Genomic DNA, 15,431 nt, shown 5'->3' with positions numbered 1-15,431 from the left:
GTACCCGGCCTGCTATGGCAAATCGCTCGCCGACCGGCGCGGCCGGCACGGCTGACACGATGCGCGTCGGCGGGTCGCTGCCGGACGCTGCTTCCGGCGGTCCGCGGCCCGATGTCGATTGGCATGGGGCCGCGGCTGGCATTGCGTCGCGTCACTGGTGGCGCACGTTGCGGCTGGTGGCGGTCCTCATGGTGATCGGCTTCGTGACGACGTTCGTGCCGCAGTTCTGGGCGCGCGAGTGGGCGTCGCTGCGGGTAGCCGGGTGGCCGCTGCCGTTCTACATGGGCGCGCAGGGTTCGATCCTGATCGACATCGGACTGATCGTCGTTTATGCGTGGCGGCAGCGTCGCAATGACGCCCGCTACCACCGTGAGTTGCACGCATTGCGCGATGCCCATCGCGACAGTCTGGGGCCTGACGGTGCCGGGCTGGGCCAGTCGGCGGTGCCCGCAACATCGAGAAGTGCTTCCTCTCGCGCCGTTTCGGCGCCGACTCACCGATGAGTTTCACGCGCAGACTGCTGCGCTACTACCTGTATTACACGGCGGGCTTTCTTGCGTTCGTGCTGATGATTGGCTTGCTTGAGCGGGTCAATGGTCCGGGCGTGTGGATCGGCTATGCCTTTCTGTTCGTAACGATTGCCGTCTACGCGGTGATCGGTTTGATCTCCCGGACCTCTGACGCGACGGAGTACTACGTTGCGGGTCGACGTGTGCCGCCGATGTTCAATGGCATGGCGTGTGCGGCGGACTGGATGAGTGCGGCGTCGTTCATGGGGCTGGCGGGATCGCTGTACGTGTCGGGTTACGACGGCCTTGCGTACGTCATGGGATGGACGGGGGGGTATTGCCTGGTGGCGTTCCTGCTGGCGCCGTATTTGCGCAAGATGGGGCGTTACACGGTGCCGGATTTTCTCGGCACGCGATACGACAGCAATCTGGTGCGGGCGCTGGGCGTGTTCTCGACGATTCTGTGTTCGTTCGTTTATCTCGTGGCGCAGATTCAGGGCGTGGGTCTGATTGCGTCGCGATTCATTGGTGTCGAGTTCACTATCGGCATCTTTTTCGGGTTGGCGGGCATTCTGGTTTGCTCGTTCCTGGGGGGCATGCGCGCTGTGACTTGGACGCAGGTCGCGCAGTACATCATCATGATTACCGCGTTCCTGGTGCCGACGGCCATGATTGGTCATCAGACGGGCAATGGCTGGTTTCCGCAGTTCGCTTATGGCGAGGCGTTGGCGAAGGTTGAGGCGTTGGAGCGAGAGATCCAGCAATCGGTGCCGGAGCGCGAGGTGCGGGATTATTACCGCGAGCAGGCGGAGCAGATGCAGCGTCGTCTGGATGGCTTGCCGGACAGCTTCTATAGCGAGCGTGCGGAACTGGAGCGGCAGTTGCTGGATACCAAGCGTCGAAATGGGCCGTTGCGCGACGTGAAGGTGCTTGAAACGAAGCTTGATGCTTTCCCGCGCGACGTGGGTGAGGCGCAAAACCAGTGGCTGGAGATGCGTAATCAGTATGTTGAGCGCAGCGAGCCGCCCCATGCGATGACGGAGCCGTTTCCGGCGCGAGACGACACGACACGCAGTTCGCAGCGTTTGAACTTCCTGTTGCTGATGGTGTGCCTGATGATCGGCACGGCGAGCTTGCCGCATATTTTGACGCGCTATGGCACAACAGCGACGGTGCAGGGCGCGCGCAGTTCGGTGGGGTGGACGTTGTTCTTCGTGGCGTTGTTGTATGTGAGTGCGCCGGCATTGGCGGTGATGCTCAAGTACGACATGCTGCTGCATCTGGTGGGTGCGCGATATGAGAATCTGCCGGGGTGGGTGACGCAATGGCGTCATGCGACGCCGGTGCAGTTGGACATCTCGGACGTATATCGCGACGGGGTGGTGCAGTGGGGTGAGATCTGGATGCAGCCGGACATGCTGGTGTTGGCCGGACCGGAGATCGCGGGGTTGCCGTATGTCATTTCGGGGTTGGTGGCGGCGGGGGCGTTGGCGGCGGTGTTGTCGACGGCGGACGGGTTGCTGCTGACGATTGCGAATGCGTTGTCGCACGACGTCTATTTCCACATGGTGGACAGGAATGCATCGAGCCAGAAGCGGGTAACGACGTCGAAGATCTTGTTACTGTGCGTGGCGATGTTTGCGTCATATGTCACGTCGTTGAAGCTTGGAAATATCTTATTTCTGGTGGGTGCGGCATTTTCGTTGGCGGCGTCGTGTTTGTTCCCGGCATTGGTGCTGGGGGTGTTTTGGAAGCGTACGACGCGATTGGGAGCGACGGCGGGGATGGTGAGCGGGTTATTGGTGTGCGTGTACTACATCACGACGACGTATCCGTTCTTTACGCGGTTGACGGGATTTGCTGGGGCGCGCTGGTGGGGAGTGGATCCGATTTCGGCGGGGGCGTTCGGGGTGCCGGTGGGGTTTGCGGTGGCGATTGTGTTCAGCTTGCTGGGCGGACGTCCGAGCGCGCGGGACAGGCATCTGGTGGACCATTTGCGCCGTCCGTAACGAGGAGATCGCGAAGAAATTTTGCGGGGTCCGCACGAAAGGGTATGGGATGTTGCCGACGATCTGCTATAATGCGCGACCTTCAGGAGAGATGGATGAGCGGTTTAAGTCGCACGCCTGGAAAGCGTGTATAGGTTAATAGCCTATCGGGGGTTCGAATCCCCCTCTCTCCGCCACAGATGTTTAAAGGGCTCCCCGCAAGGGAGCCCTTTCGCGTTTTACTATAGGGCGGATGTTTACTATTCCGGGGGCTTGGCGGGGTGGCTTTTGGCGCTCAGGCTCGCGTCGGTAACACGTCCGTCATTAGCGTGATCCGGTCGACTAGCTCCCCGCGCAGGTACACTCTTCGCCTACTCTATTTGAGTTAATAGATGGCGATCGAGGCGAAGAGCATGGCGCATCAAATTCCAGTTGAATCAATGGAGGGCCGTTCCGGCATGGACGAGTCCGATCCGCTGGCGGCGATTCATGAAATCGCCAAAGACATGCATGCTGCGGGCGGTATCAGCGAGCAGACGATGCGCGTGTATGACGAGTTACGAGCGTCTCCTCGACTTCAAATGCACGAAGACAGCTAGAGACATGGGGCGACTTCTCTGGCGGCAGATCCGCTGAGCGGTCGACTTAGGACGGAGTTTCGCCCCCATAGAAGTACAGAGGGCTTCCCGAATGGAAGCCCTTTGCATGTTTACTGCTGGTCGGTTGCCTAAACGGCACGCACTTCAAGACGTTTGCCGAGGGCTTCGAACGCACTTTCAACGGCATCTAGTTTTGACGCATAACCAAGCTTCAAAAGTCGATCAACCTGCACCTGGTTGACGTGCATCCGTCTTGCAAGCTCAGCCTTTCGAACGTTTTGGGCCAGCATTTCGTTAGCTAAAAGCACCTTCATTGACGCTAGGATCGGGAGCGTGACCAACTGCTGCCCCCTCTTGGGGCGCGACGGGCGTGGAATCTCGCGTTTTTCCGCGAAATAAATCTCCAAAGCTGCTTCCAGCGCATCCAGTGCTTGGGCGCGAGCTTCTTCCTCATTTTCACCAACGGTGATCGCCTCGGGCACGTCTGGAAACGTGACAAGCAGCGTTCCGTTCGTGTCCGGTCGCATATCAATCGGATAGCTCAACATATCGATACTCCTTTAGCGCTCTTCCAAAACAGTTGAACGCTGCAATACAGGTAGAACGTGAAATGGCGCGGCAACGACGGGGCTCACTTGAGACCAAGCTGCTTCTTGATCGCCTCAACGAGACCAGTACCAATCTCCTTGGCTCCATGGTCAGGGAAAATCGTTGTTTTCCCGTTCAAGGTCACGCGAAAGTGGCTTGAACCCGAGCGATGCCTCTCAAACGTTGCGCCTTGCTGCTTCAACCACTTTCGAAACTCGCTGTACTTCATGTCCCTTCCATTAGCAAACAATACAACACAAATGTTGTATTTTCAAGTTGAGTTCGGAGCGCTTCTGTTACCGGTGTCGATGCGCCGTTGCTATCGCCTTTCGCCCGAACTTGCCGGGGCGGCTCAGGACAGGCACCGAAGCCATAATTCAGGCAATGCCTAGCGGAGCGGTTTGACTCGCTCCGGCTTGCGTCGATAGACCCTCGCGGTTAGGCGACTGTCGGCGTGCGCGAGAAGCGTCTGAGCATGCTCAAGCGTTTGGGCATCGCTGGCGCACTTGGCACGAAGGTCATGCTCAGTGAAGCGGACTTCAACCTTCGTTTCGGCCAACACTCGCTGCATAAATCCCTGCCACATTGAGTCCCACGAACCGGCTCTGCCTGTCTTTTCGTTGAGGAAGGATTCGCCTCGCTGGGTACAGAAGAGCCATTCGGACGCATGCATTGGCCGTACGGCCTTGGCTTCCTCTACGGCCTCCCGCAACGCGTCGGTCCACTCGATGATCAACCGCTTGCGAGTGGTGTTCGCCGTCTTGGCTGGCGTGACGTGAATTCCGTCCTTTTTGAGGTCATCGAGACGAAGCCGCAATAGATCCCCGCGACGCAACCCCGTGAGCAGCTTGACACGCATATAGGCTTGTACGGCGAGGACGCTCCCTGACTTCCGCTTCGACGTCAGCGAGAAGCACTCGACGATTTCCCAGTCTTCTACGTACCGAGTCCTTGGCGGAATGCTAGCCAGGCGCAACTCGCCCTTGAACGGATGTCGGTCGATGTATCCCCACTCAACAGCTTTCGTCAGTGCATGTGACAACACTTCGACCTCGCGACGCGCAGCCACCTTCGCTCCTCGTTTATCGATGTACTGATAGACGTGACGAGGCTTGATGCCGTTGAGAGGCATGCGCCCGAAAACCGGCTTAAGCGACTTCAACGCAGACGTGTTTTGCGCTTGTGTTGTTACCGCCTTGGTCGGCAAAACCTCCCGTGCATAGCGCTCTAGCAACTTCTCGACGGTTCGCACGTTTTCCAGATCGGCAAGCCGATCCGACCACACTCGATACGCCTCCGGAAGAGACGATCCGAGACGGAACGTCTGCTTGTCGTCCCACATCGATTCGAGGCCCGGTGGCACTTGGTAGTAGTACGCGCCGCTGATATGCCGCCAGCGCGTCGGTAAGCCCTTATTGCGGGGATCACGCTTTCGCGGCATTCATCGCCCTCCAGTCTGGCTCAATGGCGGTGTCACGGGCCGCTACGGCAGTTTGCGCGCCAAGCACCACGGCAACGTGTTCGCTCAACACCACAATCGTGCCGTTTGGCCGCACACGGTGCTCAATGCCCATCATGCGCAATGCGCGTGCCTGAGCACGGTTCTGAGTGCGTCCAGTCAATGTCACTAACTCATCCGGTTCGAGAAACATCGAGGTCAGATTTCTCATCGATGTACCTCCTTACGCCTTGCCGTCGGAGTCACGTCGCTCTCGTGTTGCGAGCCAGAAATATCCCGCGTCCTCGTTCCAGTAAAACTGGTGACCTTCGAGCGATACGCCGGTCTCAGTTGCGGAGTTGTACGCGGCAACAATGGCATCGTGAGCTTCGTCTTCGAGAAAATGAACAATAGTCTCCGCTTCCGGAACCTTGATCCCCCGACTTGCCCAGTACCGCTTTTCATTGAGATTGTGCTCGTCGAAATTCTTGACGATGTACTTCCCAATGTAAGTCGCGATCTTGTGACGAAGACCGACCTCGCGATTCGGGTTGCGCACATCAACGTTGCCGTTACCCTCGCCGACGACACGGAGCCACATCGCTCGCAGGACGCGATAGTTCTGCCGCCCTTTGACCGCGATGTGCAGATGCCACGCACCCCGCTTTTGCCGCTCGGGGACAGCGACGTATTGAAAGTTCTGGACTCGACCCAAGAGGCGCCGCAGCGCGTCGAAATCGCGCTTGATTCGCTCTTTGTCGAGCACGTTTTCTCGATACGTAAGCGTGATCATGCGGTCGGCGCCAATTGCTTTGCAGCGCAACCGCACTTGTTGTTTGGCGCGTTTCGCGGCGCTCAGCATGCTCTTCTCCTCGTCCTTCGACTCGCCACGCTTTGCCCTAGGCATGAGATGAAGATCTTGAGCTTTCATGTACCGATCAAAGCGGATTGCAAAGGCTTCAACTTGTCCATCCTCAAACACACGTCGGCGGACGATCCATTCACGGCGGAACGGCGAGTAATCCATCAAGGGGGTGTCATTCATCGCAAACCTCTATCTCTCTGATCAGGATGCCCCTCGCATTGATCGCTTGGGGGTAAGTGTTCTTGTCGTGCCTGATCTGGCCGGCGATTCCGATGACTTGTACGTTAAGTGTTGTAGATACAAGTCTAAGGGCGCGCTTCGCGCGCCCGCCGTCCTCGCCCCTGCGGGCGGCGGGCGCTCGCAGCGCTTCCCAACTTTTGTCCGCAACCCTTCACGTTCAAGACAAGCGATATCGCTGCATCGAACGCAGAAAGGTTCGGCATGAAAGCCGGAATGCATAGGTATGAGGTTGTGGCGAGCGCACGAGGAGAGACCCGCTGCTCGGTCACGCGAGCCGCGCTGAGCCGCGCGATAACCGCCCGGACTCCGCAGGCACGCACACGCAACCCTCTCTCCGGGTACGGCGCTGACACTCCCGACGCTAGACGTCCTGAAAGACGACCGGTTAGCGGAAGTAAAAACGTCAATGCACGAACCAACGGTGAGGTTGGGTTACGACTGTGTTACCTGCCGGGTGAGATAGGAAATTTTTTGGATGATGGCCGCAGCACGACGAAGGTTACTGCCCGCATTAGGGATTGGCCGAGCTCTCGTAAAACTGCCCCAGCGTACGCATCTGAGCGCCGATGTAAATCCGGCATTTGTCGCCGGAAATAATATGGGCCAGTGCGAACCCATGCTTCTATGCACTGAATACAACGGTACAAACTTAGGCCGCGCATGTATACGCGGCGGGAATGTCTGGGTATTAAAGCAGGGCGCGAAATCAGCGTATATGGGGAAATTCCGATTGGCGCGGAAGTGGGGAGGATGATGGCTTGCATGGCGAATGGCGTGGCTTGAGATTGAAGCAGCGAGCCGCGTCGTGCGTGGCGCGATGCTATGAGAACAGCCGAAACATGCGGGGGGCCATGCCGGAGGCAGAGTTAGATGCGGAGGTTGATGCTATGCGACCAGAAGGCTTGATTTCAGCCTGTGGCATTCGCTGACAAGTTCCCCGGCCATTTCGCCGAGTTCTTCGAAGATCGCGAGTAGAAATCTGTGAGGGATCTCTTTGCCTGCGTCTGTGGTCGAGCACATCGCGAGAGCGAGGATGCGTTCTGAGAGGGTGTTGAGTCTATCCACGGAAGCGTGGACTAAGGGACCTGCCGGGAAATAGGAAGTCATGCGAGTGCCTCGTTCTAGCCAACTTTCGAGAGCCCCGCCACCCACCGCATTGCGCAGAGGTGGGCGGGCACTGGACTAGGTTAGCGAACCGCTGGTCACTCCGATAGGCGGCACACCCGAAGGTGTCCCAATCCAGGCCCGCCCGTTGACACGGATGCGCGGCACTACGCACACGAAAGCCGCAAATTTCGCGGCCGTGTGCCGGAGATATGACCGTTCGGGTCGCTAAACCCGGTCGCGTTTGTGGCGCGACGGGGACAAGATTAGCGATCCGACAATATCGGCACCACGCGTTCCGAGTCCCATTCTAGGTCACTCGTTGCGATTCGGAACATTCCGATGCCTCAATAGGGACTCTTCTTGGTTGATGGGGGCGGTCTGAACAATGTGTTGCACGAAAACGGAGCCTTGGGCTCCACTCACGTGTAAGCGGGCGATTGGTTCAACCGCGTCTAAGGACACTGTTTCGTATCCGCTCGGGAACGAAAGCCGTTAAAACGGTGCAATTTCGGCATTTCGTTCCCGCACGGGAACGGTATCTATCGAATGACGGCAGTGTTTACTCGGAATCTACTTCGGGCCAGAGCTTCGGAAACAGGAATCTCAAGCTCTTTAGCGGCAGAGCGAAGGCAAGATCACCCCGATGCGAGTCAGAGCGCAGAATCCCGAAATCCAAAAGACTGCGGGTAATGCGTCTAGCGGTCGCATCGCTCTCTCCGAGAATCTGTGCGAATTCCGCCCGCGAAAGCGGTCGGGTGCGAGCGATGAATTCGAGGGCTAGGGCCGACTTCTCAGGTCTGATAACCGATTTGTCGGAACCGATCTGCCAGGGGTTGGCATCGAGGTAGTAGAGCAGGTCGCGTAGCCGCGCCGTGAATCCGCCGAACTCCATCATCTTCAACATGAAGGTGACTTGATCCAGACAGCAATCGAGGAAGTAATTGATGAACTTGACTAGCTCCTCCTGCGACAGGTTGCCTCTTCCGTCCAGGTCGTTTCGTCGAGACATATCCGCTGCGGCGAGGCGAGCGTAGTACTCATCGTGGGTACGAGCGAATCCGCGTAACGGAGACCAAAGGCCGTCGGTCAATCCAGATGCGTGTAGTGTCAAATGCGAATGCAAACGGCAGACGCGACCGTTGCCGTCGATGAACGGGTGTATCCACGCGAGGCGATGATGTGAGCAAGCTGTCGCTATCAGTTGGTACTCAGAGGCCTTGATGCGGGAGTAGCGCTTCTCCCATTCCTCCATTAGCTGGGGTATGAGATCTACGGGGGGCGCCATGTGCTTGCCAACGGTGACATCCTTCTCTCTGAATTCGCCAGGTCGGATAAGGTCGCCTTCGTTCGTGAGTCGGAATTTTTCAGGCAGCGCTTCGAAGAACAGCCGGTGAATGGTGCGCACGCGTTCCGCGTTGAACATTTCGCTGGCGCTTACATCTTTCCATTGCTTTTCCAACTGCTCCTCGGCGTGAATGTGCGCCGTGGCCATCAACTGCTTCTTGTGCTCTTCTGTGTCCAACGAGTAGTGCTGCTCAAGAGCCTGCTGAATCTTGGCCGGAGTGGTGTGTTGCCCCTCGATCTTGTTCGTGTAGTAGGAGTTCATGTTCCGAAGGAGCGGAACAAGGGCGTCAGCGACCGGGCCTTTCCCATCGGCCTGTAACTCGCGGGCTCTCTCGGACAGAGAGGCCGCCAGTTCGAGCGAACCGTCAAGCACTCGGTCTTCCGGGAAGAGGGGCTGGATCGAGACGATAGTAACCATGGGACCTTTCTTTGCGTTGGTTTCTCCCGTAAGAGCTTACCTATCTCCGCCCAGGTTTGTACAGTTTTCTGGAGGGATAGATGTAGGGTTCTTTGGAGGGTTGAAAATAACGTAACTATTTGTAGATTATAGATTTTTTTATTTTTCTGTGTGGATAAATGTAGGGTTGTTCGTAGGGTTCTTTGAGCGGTTACACTGCTCACCGAACCCACGAGGCCGTGCTAGCCCCGAATGGCCACTCATGCCACGTTCTTGGAGGTGTCGAATGCCCACACCTCTCACCCTTAACGACGAACTACTCGTGAAGGCTAAGGCGCTCGCAGGCCTCTCAATGCACGACGGCATTGATCATTGAGGCCTTCAGAGCATTGATTGAAAGGGAGGGCCATCGAGCCGATGGAGATAGCTTGGCGCAGATGCCTAAGCGCCCGCCCGTTCGTAAAGCTTGAAATGAGATCCCGGCACTTTGGCGTTGCTCTCGGGGTGCGTGGTATGCCGAGGGCAGATATTGCTGCTATAGCGATCACTTGGCCTGAGAGGGCGTCGCTCCTCCCAATAGTGACCGGATGTGATCGTCGCCTATCGGCCAGGAAACGTTATTTGTCCGTAGCGCTATCGACACGTCCACGCGTCTGTTCGGCTCCGGAAAACGGCCTTTGAATGTTGAATCTGTTTTGTGACAGAAGATCGTATTACTGCGTCGAATGTATTCCTGTCACCGTGGAACTTAAGCCACTGTTACTGCCCTGTACTGTCCGAACGACTCTATCAATAGAGACAGTATCGCTCGGATTTTCTTACCAAGGTCATCCGGCGTGATGACTTCCTTGTCAAAAGTCTGATGTGCCAAGCGGTGACGCAGCTCGGTGATTTTCTCAATGGCGTCAGCCTTGAGCTTTCTCACAGTGTCTTCGTCGGCATCAGGAGCTAACTCTCGATCAAGACACAGTTTTGCAAAAGTCGTCCCGCCATAATCGGCTGCCGCGCGCGCGCCATACTGATGGTTCACATTCCAGTTGAGGCTTGCCCGGCAATATTCGCGCAACTGCAACATTGATCCCGTAAACTCGAGCTGAGCTTTAAGAGACATCAACCCCTTCATGGGGAAAAAGAATTCAAAGATTCTGTAAAGAGCCAGATACAGATGCTCTGGTCGTCGGCAGGATATAGCAAAATAAACCTGGTCGAAGAGCCAATCATGATCTTTTTCCGGCATGGTTACCGCCAGCTCAGCAAACTCCAATCCGTTTTGCCGTACGAGGGCATTATCAATTTCTAAGTTTACTAGGGCTTTAGATATTAATATTCGATCACCCTCGATCCGAGATGCGTCATCCTTACCAATCGACCATGCTTCAACTTTGGGAAGATAATTTTCTAAATCCGCCTCGAGAATTGGCTCTTTTGATGTGGTTGCGCTTAACAATATACGATTAGGAATTGGGCGTACGGCGGAAATCCCCATTTCTATAATGAAGTCAAGTCGTTGCAAAAATGTCAACTTCCCTATCTCGAACGGGAATAGAAATTCTGCTTCATTGGTTTCGAAGAAGCCGCGAATGTTAGCAATCGTCACCTGTCGAGCCCCGGATTCGTCAACAATACGGAAGCGCCAGAGATCGACCTCTTGCCGACTCGTAACTTTCGTTGACTCGAAACGGGCGATAAGTTGCTTTTCCTCCTCGGTCTGTTTCGAATCCGTTTTTGCGAATGGCTGAACCCAAAAATCATTGCGATTCAACCCGGCAACCTGCGCCGGGTCAGATGAATTTTGCACGAGCCAATCAAAAATATCATTCTGTATGAATTTTTTGATATTTTTACTCATTTTTCGACCCTAGCGTGCTTGCCAGCATGGGGTCATTGAGTTTTGCTTGATAACTTGCGCCGTCTTCTCCATGAGCACTGTGAACGCTTTCTTGTAGACGTTTCGCTGGTATTCACCTATCCGACTCGACTTTACCGTGAGCACTTGATTTAGCGTTCCAAGATCGAGAAATTCGGCGAGATCGCTATCAGATTTCTTATTGAGGAACGCAATGAGTTTATTCATTTTCGCGCGGACGAGTTTAAGCTCATTTTTTGCGGCCACTAGGTCGTAGTCGAAGCCGGCCGCGCCCAACAATTTTTCCGCCACTGCGGCCATAAAACCAATAGAACCAGGCGCAGAAGTAAAAATATCGCGACCCGCTTTGATTTTTGCCTCAGTCATGGAGCCCGTTTTCCTGCCTGCGCGGTCAAAAGCTCCGTCGACTTCGATCATCAATTTCATTGCGTCAATGAATAAAGGCATGAACTCTTCATTCGCTGTCGCCTCAGTTATGTCGATCTTGGCGAACTCTTCGGCAACGCGCTCCTTGATATCGACGTCCGTAGATCGAGAGGTAAATGCCAGGAAAAGTTCGATAATCCGAGTGCTTCGATATTCACCTGCTTGAGAACGACGGAACGTCTCATCCAGGGCGATAATCTTTGCCTTCGGGACGGACTGTTCGACCTTCTTCACGATTGGTCGATACAGGGTGTCTAGCTGTCGCTTCAGATCCCAAGGTACTTGACCAGTATTGAGCACCAACATCCTATAAATCAAACTATCAACCTTCTTTGCGACCCATAACTCAATTCTTACCATAGTCCTCCTGGCATTCAGCTTGGCGTCTTGCAAAGCAGTCGTGCGCTGCATGCCGTCGATGATCGACAGATCAACACTCTTCGCGCGAAGCAAGTCGACTAGTTGCTGCGAGGTCGTTAGTCGCTGAAGTTGAGTCACGATCGCAGGAGCACAAACGGCACCCACAACAATTGGTGGAATCACTGCGCCATTTTTCAGGTCGTTGACGAGCCTGCTCCGGATCTTCATGCCAGTCTTGGTTGTAATCGGGGCGCGCTGCCCGTCTAAGCCGCCTTGGTCTTCGTATGCTCCTGCAATGAGGGCAAAATAGTCAGCAAGAGTAACGGTCGCAAGCAGTGAGAGGCATTTGCTGTTCTTGTCTTCCAAAATTACTAATGGCTGGCCGCTCAATTATCCGCTCCTCAGATGTTGGTCATAACACTATATCGGATGCCATCGCCTGGCTGGTCGAGATGAAGGGAATGACGTTAGCAGCGCACTATATCGTAGGTGCGCCGATTTGCGGTTAAACCCCTGTCCGTGGGGATGGGCTCTCCATAGCCGTACGGCACTCAAAATGACGAGTCGACTATATTATGATCGGCTGGACAGTCAGGAAAGAGTAACGGTTGTATCTTCGAAGCCTTCGTTAGCGTTTTGTCGGGCCACTGGGCTGAAATGGGTCGAATACCGCCATCGCAATGCCGTACCTTTCGCCCCAATTCGCTGCCATGCCTCCTACTATCACCAAATCCCCTCCACCATAAAAATCAACCACTTACCCTCTTCGCGTAACACCCCAAAATAGTAAACGCACCCCCCGCAATCCCTTGCCAGATAAGCCTCTCAGCCACGGCTAGCCAAGGTTAATAGCCTATCGGGGGTTCGAATCCCCCTCTCTCCGCCAAAAGCATCAAAAAACCCCATAAAATCAAGTGTTTTATGGGGTTTTTGTTTTTCGACTATCAAATAGACATCAAACGTAGACTCGTTGGTCGAGGGGGTGTAATGACCCAGTGAAAACCTGCTCACGTCATAATCGAGGAAAAGACGATGAGCAAGGTGATGGAGGACGACATCAAAAGGTGGACAGCGAAGCGCAAGAGCGCCCTGGTGCTGGACATCATTCAGGGCAAGACCACAGTGGCGGAGGCGAGCCGCCAGTACGATCTGTCACCCTTCGGAGGTCGAGCCGTGGGTCGATGACGGCAGGCGGGGCATGGAGAATGCCTTGAGAGCCAACCCACAAGACGTGCGGGAACAGTATGAACACCAGATCAAGGACCTCCAGGAGGCCTACGGCGAGGCGATGCTGGAGTTGCGTGCCAGAAAAAAATTGCAGTCCCTGCTGGGCGAGGACGAGAAGTGATCGAGACGATCCGCCAGGGACTTCAAGCCGACGGCATCACCGTCTCGATTGCCAAGCTGTGCCGCGGGTTCGGTGTACCGCGTCGCACCGTGTACTACAAGCCCGTGAAATCGGCGCGCAAGGTCGATGCGAAGTTCGCCGCGCTGATCAAGGCGTTGATCGAGGAGTCGCCGTCGTTTGGCTATCGGACGGTCGCGTACCTGTTGGGGTTCAACAAGAACACCGTGCAGCGGGTGTTCCAGTTGATGGGCTGGCAGGTTCGCAAGCGGCCAATCGGCTTCAGACCGAGGATTCAGGCGTTGCCATCGGTGGCGACGATGCCCAATGAACGTTGGTCAACAGATTTGTGTCGCGTGTGGTCTGGGCGGGACGCCGGGACGGCTGGGCGACACTGGCACGGGTGATCGACTGTCATACGCGCGAGCTACTGGGCTGGCATCTGTCACGCAGTGGCCGCGCCAGCACGGCTTCGAGCGCGTTGGAGCATGCGTTGATTGCTCGCTTTGGTACGCTCGGACGGGTGCCGAAGCCGTTCCTGCTGAGAAGCGACAACGGGTTGGTCTTCACTAGTCGTGCCTACACGGCCCTGGTGCGCGGTTACGGACTGCGTCAGGAGTTCGTCACGCCACACTGCCCGCAACAGAACGGTTTGGTCGAGCGCGTGATTCGCACGCTCAAGGAGCAAGGCGTACATCGTCACCGCTTCGAAACGCTGCAGCACGCCAGCCGTGTGATCGCCGACTGGATTCAGTTCTACAACCATCGACGGCCCCATCAGGCGCTGAACATGAAAACCCCGGCTGAGGTATTTGCATTAGCCGCTTAATCTGAGCAGGTTTCGCTGGGTCATTACAGAAGTGCCAATTTTCGATCTCGACCATTCGGCGGGATGGAGAGCCTCGCAGGACTACGGCGGTGAGGCTCGGTTACGCGCAGGCGTTCAACGCAGCCGCAAAGCGCTTGTCCGCGAGGTACGCAACGTTGAACCGGCAGTAAGCCGACACTTGCTCCCCCGTCGGCGAGAACACCGCGCCCGGCGCGAGGATGACGCCATGTTCGATGAGCGCCGCGGCCAGTTTCATCGAATCGGACCAGCCCGGCAACGATGCCCACAAATACAGACTCTGGTCGCAAGGCCGATAGATTTCCGCATTCAAACGGGTCAGCGCGGTGATAGCCGTGCCTGTAGCGCGTCGTAGCTTCTCCTGGAGACGATTTGTGTGCCGCAGGAAGTGACCGTCGCTGATGATCGCATCGAGTGTGCGTTCGCAGTATTCGGAGCTGCTTACGTGAGTGAGCATCTTCACGTCGGCCAGATCGCTGGCAAGCGCTGGATTGCACGCAAGGAATCCGACGCGTAATGCTGCGGAAACGGACTTGGCGAAGCTTCCGATGTAGATCGTGCGCCGCAGTTGGTCCAGGGTCGCGATGCGTGTCAACGAGCGTGGTCTCAGATCGGCAAGCGCGTCGTCCTCGACGATCGTCAGATCGTGTCGTTCGGCCAGCTGCAGAATGCGATGGGCTTTCGCCGCACTGGTATCGGTCGCCGTCGGATTATGGCCCACCGACTGTGTGAAAAAAAGCTTCGGCCGATACGCGACGAGATGCGCTTCGAGCTTGCCGATGTCTGGCCCATCGACGGCGCGCGGCACGCCGACGATGTTCGCCCCACTCAGCCTGAGCTTTCCGAACAGCGGGTAATACCCGGGATCGTCGACCAGAACCGTGTCGCCGGGCCGTACGAAGTAACGCAGCACCAGGTCCATTGCCTGATTGGCGCCGTGCGCGAGCACGATTTGCGACGGACTCGCGTCGATCTCGTAGCCTGCCAGTTTTTGCTGCAGCGACTGCCTCAGAGGCAGATAGCCGTAGCGGCTTCCATAACGGAACAGCGACGCCACGCCGGTGCGCACGACGCGTTGATGGTACTGATCGAGGCGCGTCTCTTCGAGCCATTCGACCGGCGGGAACCCCTCACCGAGATTGAGCACGTCGGGTTTGACCTGCAACTGCTCGCGCATCAGCCAAACGATATCCATTGCGCGATCGAGCGTCGATGGTTCATCGATCTCGTCGGTGGCTTTCACGCGCCGTGCCACGAAGAAGCCGGAGCCGCGCCGCGGCTCGATCAGCCCTTTCGCCGTCAGATTGTCGAACGCGCTGATGACCGTGTTCTTCGAGCAACCGGCCGCCTCAGCGTATTCCCTAATTGAGGGGAGCTTGGCGCCGGCGGGCAGTAAGCCGTCCTCGATCTGTCTGGCCAAATTGTCTGCCATCGAGCTTGATAGGGTGCCCCTCTCATGCCGATTCCTCATTGTTGCTCCGCAAAATAAGCCGACCGTAATGGGTACAGTC

Annotated in this window: 14 protein-coding genes, 1 tRNA gene and 1 pseudogene; 7 read left to right on the top strand and 9 right to left on the bottom strand. The window is 56.4% G+C overall.

What is annotated here, in order from left to right; translation table 11 throughout:
- Positions 1–14 precede the first annotated feature (14 nt).
- The 4 genes from C266_RS26955 to C266_RS16690 all read left to right on the top strand — a co-directional run bounded on the left by C266_RS26955 (position 15) and on the right by C266_RS16690 (position 3,096).
- The gene (locus C266_RS26955) at positions 15–503 is read left to right on the top strand and encodes a DUF4212 domain-containing protein (RefSeq protein WP_010805749.1); all 489 of its coding nucleotides are present in this window, start codon (positions 15–17) and stop codon (positions 501–503) included.
- On the top strand, positions 500–2,518 hold the full coding sequence (locus tag C266_RS16700; RefSeq protein ID WP_010805750.1) for a sodium:solute symporter family protein: 2,019 nt from the start codon (positions 500–502) through the stop codon (positions 2,516–2,518). The genes C266_RS26955 and C266_RS16700 overlap by 4 nt, the downstream gene beginning before the upstream one ends.
- An 85-nt stretch (positions 2,519–2,603) precedes the next feature.
- Positions 2,604–2,694, top strand: a tRNA-Ser gene (locus tag C266_RS16695).
- Between the two features lie 216 nt (positions 2,695–2,910).
- Complete coding sequence (locus C266_RS16690; protein ID WP_144265854.1) at positions 2,911–3,096, top strand: hypothetical protein; 186 nt, start codon at positions 2,911–2,913, stop codon at positions 3,094–3,096.
- Between the two features lie 128 nt (positions 3,097–3,224).
- Here C266_RS16690 and C266_RS16685 read toward each other — a convergent pair whose 3' ends face one another.
- The 8 genes from C266_RS16685 to C266_RS16645 form a co-directional block, all read right to left on the bottom strand.
- Positions 3,225–3,644 (bottom strand): type II toxin-antitoxin system HicB family antitoxin, encoded by a 420-nt coding sequence (locus C266_RS16685; RefSeq protein WP_010805752.1) that lies wholly within the window; start codon positions 3,642–3,644, stop codon positions 3,225–3,227.
- Positions 3,645–3,727: 83 nt separating this feature from the next.
- On the bottom strand, positions 3,728–3,913 hold the full coding sequence (locus C266_RS16680) for a type II toxin-antitoxin system HicA family toxin (RefSeq protein ID WP_010805753.1): 186 nt from the start codon (positions 3,911–3,913) through the stop codon (positions 3,728–3,730).
- A 159-nt stretch (positions 3,914–4,072) separates the two neighbouring features.
- Positions 4,073–5,026 (bottom strand): tyrosine-type recombinase/integrase, encoded by a 954-nt coding sequence (locus C266_RS16675; RefSeq protein WP_246831201.1) that lies wholly within the window; start codon positions 5,024–5,026, stop codon positions 4,073–4,075.
- A gap of 82 nt (positions 5,027–5,108) precedes the next feature.
- Positions 5,109–5,354: a DUF4224 domain-containing protein gene (locus tag C266_RS16670; protein WP_010805755.1), complete on the bottom strand. Its 246-nt coding sequence runs from the start codon at positions 5,352–5,354 to the stop codon at positions 5,109–5,111.
- 12 nt (positions 5,355–5,366) lie between these two features.
- Positions 5,367–6,167, bottom strand: a complete 801-nt coding sequence (locus C266_RS16665) for a hypothetical protein (protein WP_036663398.1) — start codon at positions 6,165–6,167, stop codon at positions 5,367–5,369.
- 1,726 nt (positions 6,168–7,893) lie between these two features.
- Positions 7,894–9,096, bottom strand: a complete 1,203-nt coding sequence (locus C266_RS16655; protein ID WP_010805758.1) for a Fic family protein — start codon at positions 9,094–9,096, stop codon at positions 7,894–7,896.
- Between the two features lie 727 nt (positions 9,097–9,823).
- Positions 9,824–10,924, bottom strand: coding sequence for a hypothetical protein (locus tag C266_RS16650; protein WP_010805759.1), 1,101 nt, complete (start codon positions 10,922–10,924; stop codon positions 9,824–9,826).
- Between the two features lie 9 nt (positions 10,925–10,933).
- Positions 10,934–12,118, bottom strand: coding sequence for a hypothetical protein (locus C266_RS16645; protein ID WP_010805760.1), 1,185 nt, complete (start codon positions 12,116–12,118; stop codon positions 10,934–10,936).
- Between the two features lie 642 nt (positions 12,119–12,760).
- Here C266_RS16645 and C266_RS16640 point away from each other — a divergent pair.
- The 3 genes and pseudogenes from C266_RS16640 to C266_RS28115 all read left to right on the top strand — a co-directional run bounded on the left by C266_RS16640 (position 12,761) and on the right by C266_RS28115 (position 13,902).
- A pseudogene (locus C266_RS16640) lies at positions 12,761–13,076 on the top strand (transposase).
- Positions 13,073–13,480 (top strand): hypothetical protein, encoded by a 408-nt coding sequence (locus tag C266_RS28120; protein WP_246189685.1) that lies wholly within the window; start codon positions 13,073–13,075, stop codon positions 13,478–13,480. The pseudogene C266_RS16640 and the gene C266_RS28120 overlap by 4 nt, the downstream one beginning before the upstream one ends.
- A complete protein-coding gene (locus C266_RS28115; RefSeq protein WP_246831200.1) occupies positions 13,408–13,902 on the top strand; it encodes an integrase core domain-containing protein in 495 nt (164 codons plus the stop codon). Before C266_RS28120 ends, C266_RS28115 begins: the two co-directional genes overlap by 73 nt.
- Positions 13,903–14,002: 100 nt before the next feature.
- Here the strand turns inward: C266_RS28115 and C266_RS16630 are convergent, their stop codons facing one another.
- Entirely contained in the window at positions 14,003–15,352 is a 1,350-nt protein-coding gene (locus C266_RS16630) for a PLP-dependent aminotransferase family protein (protein ID WP_010805761.1), read from the bottom strand.
- Positions 15,353–15,431 lie beyond the last annotated feature (79 nt).

Origin of the sequence: Pandoraea sp. SD6-2 (genome assembly GCF_000389825.1) — a bacterium.
Classification (GTDB): domain Bacteria; phylum Pseudomonadota; class Gammaproteobacteria; order Burkholderiales; family Burkholderiaceae; genus Pandoraea; species Pandoraea communis.
Note: the sequence above shows the minus strand (reverse complement) of the source record. Positions and strands in the feature narration are given on the sequence as shown.

Excerpts from the sequence above, each read along its gene's own strand:
- C266_RS16675 (WP_246831201.1), bottom strand. The coding sequence starts at position 5,026 with ATGTGGGACGACAAGCAGACGTTCCGTCTCGGATCGTCTCTTCCGGAG.
- C266_RS16680 (WP_010805753.1), bottom strand. The coding sequence starts at position 3,913 with ATGAAGTACAGCGAGTTTCGAAAGTGGTTGAAGCAGCAAGGCGCAACG.
- C266_RS16655 (WP_010805758.1), bottom strand. The coding sequence starts at position 9,096 with ATGGTTACTATCGTCTCGATCCAGCCCCTCTTCCCGGAAGACCGAGTG.
- C266_RS16630 (WP_010805761.1), bottom strand. The coding sequence starts at position 15,352 with ATGGCAGACAATTTGGCCAGACAGATCGAGGACGGCTTACTGCCCGCC.
- C266_RS26955 (WP_010805749.1), top strand. The coding sequence starts at position 15 with ATGGCAAATCGCTCGCCGACCGGCGCGGCCGGCACGGCTGACACGATG.
- C266_RS16665 (WP_036663398.1), bottom strand. The coding sequence starts at position 6,167 with ATGAATGACACCCCCTTGATGGATTACTCGCCGTTCCGCCGTGAATGG.
- C266_RS16685 (WP_010805752.1), bottom strand. The coding sequence starts at position 3,644 with ATGTTGAGCTATCCGATTGATATGCGACCGGACACGAACGGAACGCTG.
- C266_RS16690 (WP_144265854.1), top strand. The coding sequence starts at position 2,911 with ATGGCGCATCAAATTCCAGTTGAATCAATGGAGGGCCGTTCCGGCATG.
- C266_RS16670 (WP_010805755.1), bottom strand. The coding sequence starts at position 5,354 with ATGAGAAATCTGACCTCGATGTTTCTCGAACCGGATGAGTTAGTGACA.
- C266_RS16650 (WP_010805759.1), bottom strand. The coding sequence starts at position 10,924 with ATGAGTAAAAATATCAAAAAATTCATACAGAATGATATTTTTGATTGG.
- C266_RS16700 (WP_010805750.1), top strand. The coding sequence starts at position 500 with ATGAGTTTCACGCGCAGACTGCTGCGCTACTACCTGTATTACACGGCG.